General features: G+C 57.2%; 12 protein-coding genes. 11 read left to right on the top strand and 1 reads right to left on the bottom strand.

What is annotated here, in order from left to right; genetic code table 11:
• Positions 1–87 precede the first annotated feature (87 nt).
• Entirely contained in the window at positions 88–993 is a 906-nt protein-coding gene (gene rocF / locus NNL35_RS27815; RefSeq protein ID WP_006679539.1) for an arginase, read from the bottom strand.
• Positions 994–1,469: 476 nt separating this feature from the next.
• On the opposite strand from rocF, the gene NNL35_RS27810 reads away from it, so the two are divergent.
• From NNL35_RS27810 to NNL35_RS27760, 11 genes are all read left to right on the top strand, one after another.
• Positions 1,470–2,054 (top strand): 5' nucleotidase, NT5C type, encoded by a 585-nt coding sequence (locus NNL35_RS27810; protein ID WP_006679538.1) that lies wholly within the window; start codon positions 1,470–1,472, stop codon positions 2,052–2,054.
• A complete protein-coding gene (locus tag NNL35_RS27805; protein WP_006679537.1) occupies positions 2,036–3,805 on the top strand; it encodes a LamG-like jellyroll fold domain-containing protein in 1,770 nt (589 codons plus the stop codon). Before NNL35_RS27810 ends, NNL35_RS27805 begins: the two co-directional genes overlap by 19 nt.
• A gap of 52 nt (positions 3,806–3,857) precedes the next feature.
• Complete coding sequence (locus NNL35_RS27800; RefSeq protein ID WP_006679536.1) at positions 3,858–4,670, top strand: DeoR/GlpR family DNA-binding transcription regulator; 813 nt, start codon at positions 3,858–3,860, stop codon at positions 4,668–4,670.
• A gap of 544 nt (positions 4,671–5,214) precedes the next feature.
• Positions 5,215–5,481 (top strand): hypothetical protein, encoded by a 267-nt coding sequence (locus tag NNL35_RS27795; protein ID WP_254553925.1) that lies wholly within the window; start codon positions 5,215–5,217, stop codon positions 5,479–5,481.
• Between the two features lie 355 nt (positions 5,482–5,836).
• Entirely contained in the window at positions 5,837–6,634 is a 798-nt protein-coding gene (locus NNL35_RS27790) for a glycerophosphodiester phosphodiesterase (RefSeq protein WP_006677637.1), read from the top strand.
• 30 nt (positions 6,635–6,664) lie between these two features.
• A complete protein-coding gene (locus tag NNL35_RS27785; RefSeq protein WP_006677638.1) occupies positions 6,665–7,642 on the top strand; it encodes an ABC transporter permease in 978 nt (325 codons plus the stop codon).
• Positions 7,643–7,708: 66 nt separating this feature from the next.
• Positions 7,709–9,436, top strand: coding sequence for an extracellular solute-binding protein (locus NNL35_RS27780; protein WP_006677639.1), 1,728 nt, complete (start codon positions 7,709–7,711; stop codon positions 9,434–9,436).
• An 83-nt stretch (positions 9,437–9,519) separates the two neighbouring features.
• Entirely contained in the window at positions 9,520–10,419 is a 900-nt protein-coding gene (locus NNL35_RS27775) for a carbohydrate ABC transporter permease (protein WP_006677640.1), read from the top strand.
• 53 nt (positions 10,420–10,472) lie between these two features.
• Complete coding sequence (locus NNL35_RS27770; RefSeq protein ID WP_006677641.1) at positions 10,473–11,366, top strand: CehA/McbA family metallohydrolase domain-containing protein; 894 nt, start codon at positions 10,473–10,475, stop codon at positions 11,364–11,366.
• 5 nt (positions 11,367–11,371) lie between these two features.
• Positions 11,372–12,280: a metallophosphoesterase family protein gene (locus NNL35_RS27765; RefSeq protein WP_006677642.1), complete on the top strand. Its 909-nt coding sequence runs from the start codon at positions 11,372–11,374 to the stop codon at positions 12,278–12,280.
• Positions 12,264–13,607, top strand: coding sequence for an MATE family efflux transporter (locus NNL35_RS27760; RefSeq protein WP_006677643.1), 1,344 nt, complete (start codon positions 12,264–12,266; stop codon positions 13,605–13,607). The genes NNL35_RS27765 and NNL35_RS27760 overlap by 17 nt, the downstream gene beginning before the upstream one ends.
• Positions 13,608–13,742: the final 135 nt, after the last annotated feature.

Below are 13,742 nucleotides of genomic sequence, written 5' to 3'. Positions count from 1 at the left end.
AAGTGCTGGAATGGTCTCAGGCAAAAGTGAACAAGCTGCTTGGTATCTTCCTTACGATAAGGGGGTAAGGTCTCGGCTTGCCTGCCATTATAAAATCTGTTCGCCCAGCAGCGAGCCGATGAGGCCGATGGCCAAGCGGACCGTGCGCTTCTGGCTGTCCAGCGGCGGACTGACTTCCACGAATTCGGCGGATGTGATCAGGCCGGATTCATACATCATTTCGAGCGCCAGATGCGCTTCGCGATAGCTGACCCCGCCCGGAATGGGCGTCCCGGTGCCGGGAGCTTCGGCGGGATCGAGGCTGTCGATGTCGAAGCTGAGATGGACGCCGTCGGTTCCGTCGCCGAGGATGCGCAAGGCTTGCTCCATCACATAAGGCATACCCTTGCGGTCGATATCATGCATCGTGAAGCACGTAATGCCGGCTTGGCGGATGTACGCCCGCTCGCCTTCATCCAGCGATCTCGCCCCGATAATGACCACTTTCGCGGGATCGATGCGGGACGATTGCCGCCTGATCCGGGTGAGCAGCGGATGCCCCTGATCAAGATTGACGGCCAGCGACATGCCGTGAATATTGCCGCTCGGGCTCGTGTCCTCGGTATTCAGATCGCCGTGGGCGTCGAACCAGATGACGCCGAGATTGCGGTAATGTCTTGTCAACCCGGCAATCGTGCCGATGGCAATGCTGTGATCGCCGCCGAGAATGAGCGGAAACCGCCCGCTGGCGGCCGCTTCCGCGACGCGGTCGGCCAGCTCGCTGTTGAGAGCGGCGATTTCCTCCAGATGCTTCAGCTTCGTACCGGACGCTTGAGTGCTGTCTTGCGCGCTGGGGGGCAGGACGGCCCCTTCGTCTATCGTCTGCAAGCCCAACTGCGACAAATGCCGGACGAGTCCGGCCTCCAGCAGTGCATCCGGTCCTTGCTCCGCTCCCGGCCGTGCGCCTCCCTTGCCGTAGGGAACGCGCAGCAATGAAATCAGATTACGGTCCATAAGAGGGCTCCTCTCTCGAAAATGTAAGCGTTAACAAATGTATGAAGGAGGATTCAGGATGTAGTGGAACAATCAGGATGAAGCTCTATATATTACGGCCGCTTTGGAAGGAAGTTGCGGGTGGAATCCGGTATCTTTCGGGGAAAAAGCTTAAAAATTAAGCATTTCGAAACAGGGACGGCTTGCTTTTATGCAGGTTTTTTATGCATAAATGCATAAAATCGGTTCGTTTTTAATTTCAGGGAACGGCATCGAATGCATGAGCTGTATACCCGATGAATGGATTTGAATCGCCGTGCATCAATATGAAGGAACAAGTTGTTGGAAAAATGATACTTTTTACAATACATTTACAATAGATTGATCTGATGAAAACATAATCCTTCTATGATTGTGGTATCCGGTTTGTTTGATTGTGTTTTGTCTGTATTGTTGCTTGGTTGCATACAGCCAGGTCTGAAAGGGGAGGAATCGCGATGGAGCGCATTGCAATCGATATGGATGAGGTGATGGCCGATACGGCCGGCACGCACCGGGAATGGTACAACCGGGATTTTGGCGACATGGTTACGGCCGCCGAACTGCAGGGCAGGACCTTGGCGCAGGTCAGGCCCGAGCGGAAGCGGGAGATTGACAGCTACTTCGGGCGCGAGGACTTCTTCCGGCAGTTGAAGGTGATGGAACATAGCCAGGAGGTTATCCGCGAGCTTAGCCGCCATTATGAGATTTTCATCACGACGGCGGCAATGGAGGTTCCGGCCTCGTTCCGCGCCAAGTACGAGTGGCTGCAGGAGCATTTTGACTTTTTGTCCGACATGAACTTCGTCTTCTGCGGAGACAAGAGTATCATTCGCGCCGATTATATGATCGACGACAATGTGAACCAACTGCGGCGCTTCCAGGGCCAGGGCATTCTCTTCTCGGCTCCGCATAATGCGGGGGAGCAGGGGTTCGTGCGGGTCGATTCCTGGCTGGAAGCCGGGGCGTGGTTCATGGCCAAGCTGCGGGGCCCAGATGAAGCGGCTGCAGCGGGAGGCTTGCGATGCAGCGTGAACGCATGATGCCGTTAGCGGAACGATATCAGCCCTTGTCCGTGCTGGCGCATTGGCGATTCGATCCTGGACAGGTCGTGTCCGGCTCCATTGAAGCGGGTGCGCTTGTGCTCGCTGACTTGAGCGGCAGCGGGAACCTCCTGGAGTCCGTTGCGGTTAGGCAGGGGCCGGATGCCGCAGGGCAGGAGCCGGAGGCGGAGGCAAGCCTGCCGCTGTCATGGGCAGACGGCTGCGGGGATAAAGGCGGTCTCGTCTTCCGGAACGATAACACCCCCTTCGGTTGTTATTTCCGGACGGCGGCGGACGCGCCCATTAACCGGGAACGCTTCGAACAGGGCTATACGATCGAAGCCATCGTGCATCTTCCCCGTCCGTTCCGGGAAGAGAAGCACAGTTGGATGGGGGTGCTCACCCGGCAGGGGCGCGGAGCGGATATCGGCAGACAAGGGGAGAATGAACTGCTCGCCACCTTATCCGTCTCGAACTGCATGGAATATCAATGGGTCAGCCATTCCTGGAGCCGGGATATGCCGGCGACAAGCTGGTCGCGTTATTTGAAGGAAGAGGAGTGGCATCATATCGTCATCGTCAACGATGGGGATCGGACGCTGCTGTACGTGAACGGCATATGCGACTTCAACAGTCCGGCGCGGAACATGATCGGCATCGCCGCCATCGAGGGCAAGGGCTGGAATGTCGGCGCATCCGAATGGGGAGGACGTCTCGACAAGCTGTTCACCGGAACGATTCGGGAGATTCGCATAGCGGGCGAGCCTCTGGAGCGGGCAGATTGGTTAGTGGAGATCGAACCGAAGCGGGTGCTGGAAGGCGCCAATGACCCCTTCCCTCTGTTGGAACGGGCAGAGAACTATCAGTTTGCTTTTGTCCCGGATGCGCAGAAGCTGGTCTATCTGAATCCCGAGATGTTCGAGGCGCAGACGGAATGGCTGGCGAAGCACCAGGCCCGGGACCGCATCGCCATGACCGCTCTGCTGGGGGATGTCGTCGACCATAGCGAAGCGGAGGAGGAATGGGACCGGGCGTCGCGGGCGGTCGCCATTCTGGATGACGCGGATGTTCCGTACATGATGACCGCGGGCAATCATGATTATGATGCGGCCGGGACCTATCTCCGGCATTTCGGGCCGGAGCGCTTCCTTCCCAAGCATTATGTCCGGGGCTGCTCCCCTTCCGGGTACAGCTCGTACGGCATCATCGAAGCGGGGAGCTACCATTACGGCTGGCTGATGGCGGATATGAAGCATCTGCGGCAGGATATGGCTTGGTGCAAGGAGATGCTGGAGCTTCATCGGACGCTGCCGACCGTTCTCGTCTCGCATGATATCCTGTATGCGGAACGGAATGAAGCCGGGCGGCGGACGGCCCGCGATTCGGAGAACGGTACGCTTATCTGGAATGAACTGGTCTGGCCTTGTCCCCAAGTCTTTATGACGGTGAACGGGCATTTTGACGGCACGGCGCATCGGATTCGGCATAATGCGAAGGGGCAGGACGTTATCCAACTCCTTATCAACTATCAGGACAGTTACCGCGGCGGCAACGGCTGGCTGAGGCTGGCGGAATTCGATGAGCGGGGGAACCGCATCACGTTCCGCACCTTTTCCCCATGGGTAGATCGCTTGGCTGGCCTGACCGGAGCCGAGAAGCTGGCTTATCCGGATTACCGATTGTTGACGGGATCGTATGATTACTTCACCATTCCGCTGTCATTCGAAGAGCGTTTCGCGCTGCGGGAGTAGAGGATGGAAGGCATAAGGCGATTTTATAGGAAAAAGGGGAGGGGTGAGGCCGATGTCGCTTTTGGCGGAAGAACGCAAAGGTTATATTATCGAGCAGCTCGATGCGGTCGGGAAGGTGCGCGTCGTCTCGCTCGCCGAACGGCTGCATGTCTCGAACGAGACGATCCGGCGCGATCTGGCGGTGCTGGAGGAGGAAGGACGGCTGCGGCGCGTATACGGCGGAGCGGTCAAGGTGCAGTATGAGGAGGGCGAGCCTCCATACCAGCAGCGCCAAGTCCTCAACCATGAAGCGAAGCAGGCGATTGGCCGCCGCGCCGCCGAACTGATTCAGGACGGGAATACCGTCTATATGGATACGGGCACGACGATTCACGAGCTGGCCCGTGCCTTGAAGGGCAAAAAGCGGGTGACGGTCATCACCAATTCATTGGCGGTGGCCAGCTTGCTTCGCGAGTCGCTGACGCAGGGCTTGTTCAGCGGCAGGGTCATCATTCTCGGCGGGGAGATCTCGCCTGAGCAGCAGTCGGTCAGCGGGCATCTATGCCAGGAGATGCTGCGCAATTTCTATGTGGACAAAGCATTCATCTCCGTGGGCGGGATGTCGGTGATGACCGGAATCAGCGATTATGACATGAATGATTCCGTCATCTCCCGGTTGGTGACCGCGAGCGCGAAGGAGGTCATCTTGCTGGCCGACTACAGCAAGATCGGCATTCAGGCCTTCTGCCATATCGCGCCGCTGGAGCAAATCGATGTCATCGTCTGCGATCAGGAGCATCCGGCGTCATGGGCGCAGGAGCTGGAGATCAAAGCCATCACCTGGATCGTCGCGGATGGCCGCATGGAGACGGGGAGCCGGACATGAGTCCGGTTCCTTCTGACTGTCGACCAAGTCCCGTCGATAGTTATTTTCTTAGGATGGGCGGGGCCGGGGAAGGCAGAACAGGTTAGGTTAGGGAAGTTGGTCCGCGCATGAAGCAAGCTGTTCCCCGCATGAAATTGCTGCACAGGCGCAGCATTTTTAACCTCAAGAGGCTAAGTTTTGAGAAAATCCTGCAAAATTACATTATTTCGCCATTTTGAATGCTATTTATGCCTTGCCGTAGGGTAATTGCTGTATTTTTGCAGCAATCCTATTTTCGCATCCTCGTCTCAATGAAATTGCTGCATTTTTGCAGCATTCGCGGAGCAGATGACTAGAGTGGCGGGAGATATTGCAGCTTTAGTGGAGTGGATGACCGGAGCTGCGGACGTCCTGGCCGGGAACGGTGGAAGAATATATAGAGATGGATTTGCGAACCTATCGGACCTTGAAGGGAGTTTCGGAGCGGCTGCGCACCCGGGCGGATCATCACCATCCGCTCGCCGCGGCTGAATGATGAATTTTTTGCGTTCTGCCGCAGCAATCCGTGTTTGCCGGACTTCATCCCGCTTCATTTTATCCGCATGACCATATCGAGGAGGGTGCTTCACGCCGAACCGCCCGCTCTGCTGCGGCTCCCGTTGCATCCGTACCGCCGAATAGTGGAGAGTTCATGGAGACTCTTCCGAATCCGGATGATTTGCGGGACATGCTTGCGCAGGTGATGAGGCTGCTGGCCGAGCAAGGGCTGTCTGACAAGGAATTGGTTCTCACGGAATGGAATTCGACCGCCTATCAGGGAATTGACGAATGACACCGTGTATAAGGCGGCCTATCTCCATTGTCGACAGTGTTGAAGAACCGGACGTGAGTCCGGTTCTTTTTTACGATGAGGCTGGAAAAATACCACAACAAACCACAAACCTCTCTCGCCCCGCGCGCCAAATCTCGCCTGCATCCGCCTGTCTGGCGGGGCAACGGATAAGATCGGGCTTCAAAAAACGTTAATATCCCGTTCATCTCACGAAAACATTCACTCCTTATAGTGTACATATCACAACATCAGAAGGAATCAAAAGGAATCCGCAGCAAGCGTTGAAGTCTAGCATCCGGCGCGAATCGGCCGCCTGCCTGTTCGCGGCAGTGGATGAGAGAGGAGTTACATGCCAATGAGAGAAAAACGACTGCTCGTCACCGCCCATACCGGCTGCGGCGAAGCGCCAGCCAATACGTGGGCGTCCTTGATCGAAGCGGCGGCCACGGGAGCGGATGTCGCCGAGGTGGATATCCGCGTCACCTGCAAGGACGAGCCCGTGCTGCTCCATGATCATTCGCTCCTGCTTGAGTTGTACGACGCGAGAGAGCTGAACCGGATGCCGGCCAGAGCGAGACTCGGGCCGCCGCACCGCGAGCACGGGCTGGTGCTGCTGGCCGATGTGCTCGAAGAGGCGAAGCGCCGCGGCCTGATGCTGAACCTCGATATCAAAAATGCGGAGAGCGTCAATCCGACCTTGCGGCTCGTTAAGGAGCTCAAAGCCGAACGGCTCGTTTTCGTTACGGGTTGTACGGAAGGGATCGAGGTCGATACGGAGGGGATATCGCTGCTGCTGAATGTGCCGGAGAGCGCCGATGCGGCTCCGAATGCGACTGGTGCGGTGCCTGGGGCTGTGAATGCGACTGGCGCTGCATCTGGTGCTGCGAATGCGGCTGCCGAAGAGGCATTCATCCGTTCCTTCTGCGAGCGGGCCAAGCGGCAAGGCTACCGGGGCGTCAATGTGCCCTATGAACGATGCAGTCCCGGCTTCGTCGCCTGCGCGCATGCGCTCGGGCTTATCGTCTCGGTCTACACGGTCGATGACGCCGATGCGATGCGGAGCTTGATGGAGATGAAGGTGGACAGCATGACGACGAAGCGGCCGGAACAGCTGCTCCGGCTCAGGAAGGTGGATGAATGGCATGAAGCGTAAGCGCATCGATGTGAAGGGAGGGCGAGACGGATGACACAGGAAGCGTCCGCGGTGAAGGCGGCGGGATGGGGCCGGCGGCATCGGGCCGGAACCGGCGAACGGTCGCGGTTATGGAAGCGGGTGGGCCGTCATTACCAGCTGTATTTGCTGCTGCTGCCCTGCATCACGTTCTTCATTATTTTTTCCTATATTCCAATGGCCGGGCTGGTGCTCGCGTTCAAGGAGTATCAATTCAACAAAGGAATCTTCGGCAGTCCCTGGATTGGTTTCACTTATTTCGAAATGTTCTTTCAGGATCCGCAGAGTCTCCAGTTAATCCGGAATACGCTCATTATTAGCGCGATGAAGGTGTTCCTGGCGATGCCGTTCCCGATTGTGCTCGCGCTGATGTTCAATGAAGTGAAGAACTCGAGGCTGCGCAATTTGTTTCAAGGAATCGCGTACTTGCCCCACTTCTTCTCCTGGGTCATCGTTATCGGCATGCTTCAGCGCATTCTCGCGCCGGATACCGGGCTCGTCAATCAGTTGATTTCCTGGTTCGGCGGCGATGGCAGCACCTTTTTCCTGATGGAGGAAAAGGCCTTTTACCCAACGATGTTCTGGAGCTATATATGGAAGGATGTCGGCTGGAGCTCGATTATCTATTTTGCCGCCATCGTAGGCATCAGCCCTTCCCTGTATGAAGCGGCCAAGATGGACGGGGCGAACAAGTGGCACCAGATCTGGCATATTACGCTGCCGGGCATCCGGCCGACGATTATCGTGCTGTTCATCTTATCGTTAGGCAATATTTTGTCCGCCGGGTTCGACCAAATCTACCTGCTCAAGACGCCGGGCAATATGAATGTCTCGGAAATATTGGACACGTACATCATCTACATGGGGCTCGAGAGCGGCCAATTCGGCTTCGGCACCGCCATCGGCATGATGCAGGGCGTCGTCGGCTTGATTCTCGTCCTGACCGTGAACCGGGTAGCCAAGAAATGGTTCCAATCTTCGTTGTGGTAGGCAGCAGGGATGGAGCACCTGCCCGGCAGCCGTTCACATATTCAATGCAGAGGAGAGAAAACAGACATGACAGTGAATCGAATGCAGCTCTGGTCCAAATTGACGGCATTGACGCTTGTATTTTCCATCCTGTTGACCGCATGCGGCGGAGGAAGCGATACGAAATCTGGCCAGGAGGCGGGAACGGATGCGAATAACGCTGCCGCGGATAAGCCTTCGACCTGGATTGCCGATCGCAAAATCAAAGGCCTGATTTTCATGGGCAGCGACGTCACCGAAGCCATGAATCCGGAGATTGCGAAGAAGCTGAAGGAAATGACCGGAATTGAGCTGGAGCTGCAGGCCGTCGGGCATGACGGATCGCAGAAGGCGCTCGCGGCGGGTCTGGCGGCAGGGGATCTGCCGGACTTCATCGGCTATTACCTCAACCATAGCGGACGGCCGGAGATGGAGATGATCAACAAGGCGGCGCGCGAAGAAATGTTTCACGATCTTACCCCGTTTTTGCAAAATACAAAGATCTATAAAAAGTATACGGAAGAAGGGTATTTGCCGCTCGATACGCAGTATGGCGTGGTGTTCCGGCCGGAATTCAACGGCGCCGCCTATACGATGCATTTGAACATTCCGCGCGAGGGCGGTTATGAGGTGCGCAAATATGTGCCGGGCCCTTACATCCGCAAAGATATTGCCGATGCCCTTGGCGTGGATCCGCGCACGATTACGACCTCGGAGCAGCTCTATGAGCTGGCCAAGAAGATTAAGGACGGTCACTTCAAGGACAAGAACGGCAAAGAAGTATACCCAATCGGTCCGACGGTATGGGGAGGCATCGATCGCGATGTGTTGTATAACGACCTGGTATGGACCGGCTTCAACGGCGAAGGGTTCAATCGGGATAAGGACGGCAAGATTCTGCATGAAAGCCAGACCGAATATGGCAAGAAGCGCGTCGAATTCGTCCAGAAGCTCCTCCGCGAGAAGCTGATGCATCCCGAATATTATTCAATGGAAGAAAATCGCGCCAAAGAAGGCGTGCTCAACGATTCGTTCGCCATTATCGGGGATATGCACAATTATGTCATCGAGAACAAGGACAACCGCTATATTCCGCTTGGACCGTTGAACTCGGTCAATGGCACATATCAGATGAACTTGACCTATAAGGGCGGTTACGGTGCCTGGTCGATTCCGAAGACGACGGAAAATCCGGAGGATATCGTGAAGCTGGCTGACTTCCTGGCGAGCCGCGAAGGCAAGCTGTTGTGGAAGTACGGCCGGGAAGGACGCGACTACGAGCTCGACGCGAAGGGCAACCCGGTGCCGAAGCAGGAGGTGCTCGATCTGCTGGACAAGGATCCGGTCAAGGCGAAGGAGCTTGGCTTCGCTGGCGTAGGCAATGACTGGGGCTGGTATCTCGGCGGCACGGATTTGAACGACCTGGCCGACTTCGGCGAGGCGAGCTATGGCGAAGCCGCCAAGCCGGACATGAATAAGGGCCCGCTGGAGATTGCGGACGATTGGCACTATGACGAGAAGAAGAAGCAGGCGAATATTAAGGACGGCTATGCGGCGTTGGCGTTCATCGGTGAGTTCAACAAAGGCACGCAGCTGACGATGGCGCTCGATAAATACAAAGAGAGCTTGATTCGTGCCTACTACGCGAAAAACATGACCGAAGCGCAGGCGATTCTGGACAGCGCGGCAGCGCTGCTCAAGACGGCGGGGCTGGAAGATTACATCAAGCTGCTGGAAGAGAAGGACAAGGATCCGAAGACGAAGCTGCTGTTCTAACCGAACGGTTTTAAGAGAGTATGAGAGGGCCTTTCCGCTAGAGCGGAGGGCTCTCCATCCATGGATAAAGGGGAGGAACGAGGATGAGAAAGACGGCTGCGTTCGGACGGCTTCTGACGGGCCTGAATTACGCCCTGCTCGGATTGCTGTGCCTGTCCATAATATTGCCGACGTTGAACGTGCTGGCGCTGGCATTGAACGTGGGGACGGATGCGGCGAAGGGCGGTATCTATTTTTGGCCGCGCCAATTCACGCTCGATAATTTCAAGGAAGTGTTCAGCCAATCCAACATGGTGAACGGCTTCTTGATCTCGGTATTCCGCACGATCGTCGGCACCTTCCTCAGCGTGCTGCTGACGGCGATGGCCGCCTACGCGCTCAAGAGCAAGACGCTGCCCGGGCAGAAGCAGATCACCTTCTTCGTGTTCTTCACGATGCTGTTCAGCGGCGGACTTATTCCTTACTATATCGTGCTGAAGGAGCTTCACCTGACGAACAGCATCTGGGTGTATATTGTGCCTGCGCTGTACAGCGTCTGGAACATGATGATTATGCGCTCCTTCTTCCAGCAGGTTCCGGAAGGGCTCGAGGAGGCGGCGCGGATTGACGGCTGCAGTGATCTCGGGATTTTCTTCCGCATCATTCTGCCGACGAGCAAGCCTGTCATCGCGGCCATCTCGCTGTTCAATGCGGTCGGGCACTGGAATGACTGGTTCACGGGCACCTTCTATGTGCGCGATCCGAACTTGAAGCCATTGTCGACGGTGCTGCAGGAGATGCTGACGAAGCAGCAGGCGTTGACAGAGACGCTAATGAACACGGCAGGCTCGCTGCAGATGGATATGCTGGACAAGATGCAGGTGACCGGCACGTCTCTGAAGATGGCCACGATTATTATCGTTATCACGCCGATAGTGCTTGTCTATCCGTTTCTGCAAAAATATTTCGCCAAGGGCGTCATGATTGGCTCCATGAAGGAGTAGCGATACAACGTCTTACCCGCTCAATGCTTACGAACAGACAGGAGGCCGGCTGGATGAAGATTCGAAATCCATATGCACAAGAAGGGGTATGGCTGCGGGGAAGCTTCCACAACCATACGACGAACAGCGACGGGCATCATCCGTTGGCGACGGTGTACCGGATGTACCATGATTATGACTTCCTGGGGATCTCCGATCATGATCAGATTACGCCGCATGCGGGGGATTGCCCCATCCCGACGCTGTTCGAGGCGATCGAGGTGAGCAGCCCGCAGGCGCATATGCTGCTGGTACAGCCGCCGGAGACGCTGATGGAACAGTATTCGAATGAATTTACGATCGAAAATTACGGGCGTCTCTCGTCCCTCTGCCTGGAGAACGGAGGCATCTCGGTGCTCGTTCATCCGAACCGGTATTTTTCGCAATATTGGAAATTCGGTGATATGCTGCGGCTGCCCGCTTATACTGGCATCGAGATCATCAATGGCGACGGCCATCCGCAGTATGACATCGCCTTCGACAAATGGGATGCGCTGCTGTCCTCCGGACGCAAAGTATGGGGCTTCGGCAATGACGACTTCCACGCGTACGGCCAGGAGCGGCGGGCGTGGAATATGGTGTATGCCCGCGAGAACAGCCGCGAGGCGGTGCTGAGCGCCATCCGGCAGGGCAGCTTCTACGTCTCCACCGGGTACGGCTTCGGGTCGATCCGCGTCGAGGGGACGGCCATTGTCGCTGACTTATTGTCCGACGTTCATCTGGATGGCATGTACAAATACGCGACGGTCATCGGCAAGGACGGCCGCGTGCTTCACGAGCAGACGGGCCGATTCAAGCAGCTCGTGTACGAATGCAAAGGGGACGAGCAGTATGTGCGTTTGGCCGTTTATTTGGAAGGGGGCTTCGGCGCGTTCTCGCAGCCGCTGTTCCTGAGCAAGGGGGAATGAGCGGGATGAGCATACCGCTGCAGTTCCGTCCGGACGGAACGTTTACGATCGTTCAATTCACCGATCTGCATGTTAGAGGAGGGAAGTCGGAGCTGGATGCCCGCACCTTGGCCCTGACTGAGCGCATCATCGAGACGGAGCGGCCCGATCTGGTCATCTACTCCGGGGATATGCTGTACGGGAAGGAAACGGTTGAGCCCGTCGCCGCGCTTCGCCGCATTGTCGAGGTTGCGGAGCGAAGGGAGGTGCCGTTCGCCGTTATTTTCGGCAATCATGATGCGGAGGGCGGAGCCTCCCGCGAGGAGCTGCTGGAGGGGATTGCGTCCTGCAGGATGTCGCTGGCGGAAGCCGGCCCTGCTGATATACACGGGGTCGGCAATTATGTCATCGCGGTGAAGGCGTCTGCCCAGGCGGGGCCGGCCGCTCTTCTCTACCTGTTCGACTCCGGCGATGTGGCTCCGCCATCCGTTGGCGGATATGCCTGGATCCGCCCGGATCAAGTGGACTGGTATCGCCGGGAAGCGCTCCGCCAACGACAGCGACATGGCGCTCTGCCGAGCCTGGCCTTCTTCCATATTCCGGTGCCGGAGTTCCGGGAGGCCTGGGAATCCGGCCAGGCCGCGGGCATTCGGCAGGAAGCCGTATGCTGCCCCCGCCTGAACAGCGGGCTCTTCGCCGCGATGGTGGAGAGCGGCGATATGATCGGCGCCTTCGCCGGCCATGATCATGATAATGATTATGTGGGCAGTGTGCACGGCATCCGGCTCGGGTACGGGCGAGTGACCGGATACGGCGGTTACGGCGGTCTGCAGCGGGGAGCGCGGGTTATCCGTCTGCTGGAAGGGCAGCGCCGCTTCCGGACATGGATCCGGCTGGATGACGGGAGCAAGGTAAGCCATGAGCCTTGCGAATAATCGCCGCACCGGCATTCTGACGTTGACTTGGCCCATCTTCATGGAGTCCTTGTTCGGGATGCTGCTCGGCATGGCCGATACGATGATGCTGAGCAGCTATTCCGACGGCGCCGTGGCGGCTGTGGGCGTGGCCAATCAAATTTTGACGGTGGCCGGTCTCATGTTCGGCTTCGTCACGGTCGGGACAAGCGTCATCCTGAATCAATGGCTTGGCGCGGGCAAGCTGGGGGAGGCGGGTGACCTCGGGAGAACGGCGCTCACGTTGAATCTGATGATCGGCATCCTGTTCAGCGCCATATTATGCACCTGCGCCGACGCCTTCCTGCTTCTGTTCAAGCTGCCTCCCGGGCTGCTGGCGGAAGGCGGGGCTTATTTGTCCATCACCGGCAGCTCGGTCTTCCTAATCGCCCTCAGCATGACGCTCGGAACGATGCTGCGGTGCCGGGGCCTGGTGAAGGAGATGATGGTCATCTCGTTCGGCGTGAACGTGCTGCATATCGTCGGCAACTATATCGTGCTGATGGAGCCGTTCGGCCTGCCTTCGTTCGGAGTGGAAGGGGTGGCCGTATCGACCTGGATCAGCCGGGCCGCCGCGATGATCGCGTACTGGATTGTATGCAGCCGGCGGCTGGATCAGCCCGTCCGCCTGATGCATCCGCTGCGCATGCGACGAGCTGATCTTCGCCTTATTTTCAAGCTCGGCATCCCGTCCGCCGGGGAGCATGTTTCCTATAATTTGTCCCAGGTCGTCATTACGTATTTGGTAGCCATCCTCGGGGCGGCGGCATTGACGACCAAAATATATACGCAGAACATCACGTCCTTCGTCTTCGTCTTCTCGATGGCGATCGGCCAAGGCACGCAAATCATCGTGGGCCATTTCATCGGGGCGGCGCGCAAGGAGGAAGCCTATCATTCCGGCATCCGCCATCTGAAGCTTGGGGCCGGCGTGACGCTGGCCGTCTCCCTGCTCTTGTTCGCCTTGTCCGGGCCGCTGATCGGACTCTTCACCTCCGACCCGCAGATTATCCAGCTTGGACGGCAACTGATGCTCTTGTCCGTGCTGCTAGAGCCGGCCCGGGCCTGCAACATGGTGCTTATCAGCTCCTTGAACGCGGCGGGAGACGTCAAATTCCCGGTGCTGATCGGTCTCGTCTCGATGTGGGGAATCAGCGTACCCTTGGCTTATCTGTTCGGAATCGTATTCGGCTTGGGGCTGGCGGGCATCTGGCTCGCCTTCGCCGTTGATGAATGGGTGAGGGCGCTCGTCATGCTGCGCAGATGGAGCAAGCGCGGCTGGGAGCGGGTAAGCATTATTCCTGAATAACATATTTATCCTCCTTATATGACGTTTATCATACTCTCGACTTGACGTTTATGACTACAACCGGCGGGTTGTCTTTTCTATACTGAAGATAGGAATTTGCCGTTGATGAAGGGATACGTTCCCGATGCGTCATAC

Source organism: Paenibacillus dendritiformis (genome assembly GCF_945605565.1).
GTDB lineage: Bacteria > Bacillota > Bacilli > Paenibacillales > Paenibacillaceae > Paenibacillus_B > Paenibacillus_B dendritiformis_A.
Note: the sequence above shows the minus strand (reverse complement) of the source record. Positions and strands in the feature narration are given on the sequence as shown.

Bases quoted from the DNA above. Each gene is read 5' to 3' on its own strand.
- rocF (WP_006679539.1), bottom strand. From the start codon at position 993: ATGGACCGTAATCTGATTTCATTGCTGCGCGTTCCCTACGGCAAGGGA.
- NNL35_RS27810 (WP_006679538.1), top strand. From the start codon at position 1,470: ATGGAGCGCATTGCAATCGATATGGATGAGGTGATGGCCGATACGGCC.
- NNL35_RS27805 (WP_006679537.1), top strand. From the start codon at position 2,036: ATGCAGCGTGAACGCATGATGCCGTTAGCGGAACGATATCAGCCCTTG.
- NNL35_RS27800 (WP_006679536.1), top strand. From the start codon at position 3,858: ATGTCGCTTTTGGCGGAAGAACGCAAAGGTTATATTATCGAGCAGCTC.
- NNL35_RS27790 (WP_006677637.1), top strand. From the start codon at position 5,837: ATGAGAGAAAAACGACTGCTCGTCACCGCCCATACCGGCTGCGGCGAA.
- NNL35_RS27785 (WP_006677638.1), top strand. From the start codon at position 6,665: ATGACACAGGAAGCGTCCGCGGTGAAGGCGGCGGGATGGGGCCGGCGG.
- NNL35_RS27780 (WP_006677639.1), top strand. From the start codon at position 7,709: ATGACAGTGAATCGAATGCAGCTCTGGTCCAAATTGACGGCATTGACG.
- NNL35_RS27775 (WP_006677640.1), top strand. From the start codon at position 9,520: ATGAGAAAGACGGCTGCGTTCGGACGGCTTCTGACGGGCCTGAATTAC.
- NNL35_RS27770 (WP_006677641.1), top strand. From the start codon at position 10,473: ATGAAGATTCGAAATCCATATGCACAAGAAGGGGTATGGCTGCGGGGA.
- NNL35_RS27765 (WP_006677642.1), top strand. From the start codon at position 11,372: ATGAGCATACCGCTGCAGTTCCGTCCGGACGGAACGTTTACGATCGTT.
- NNL35_RS27760 (WP_006677643.1), top strand. From the start codon at position 12,264: ATGAGCCTTGCGAATAATCGCCGCACCGGCATTCTGACGTTGACTTGG.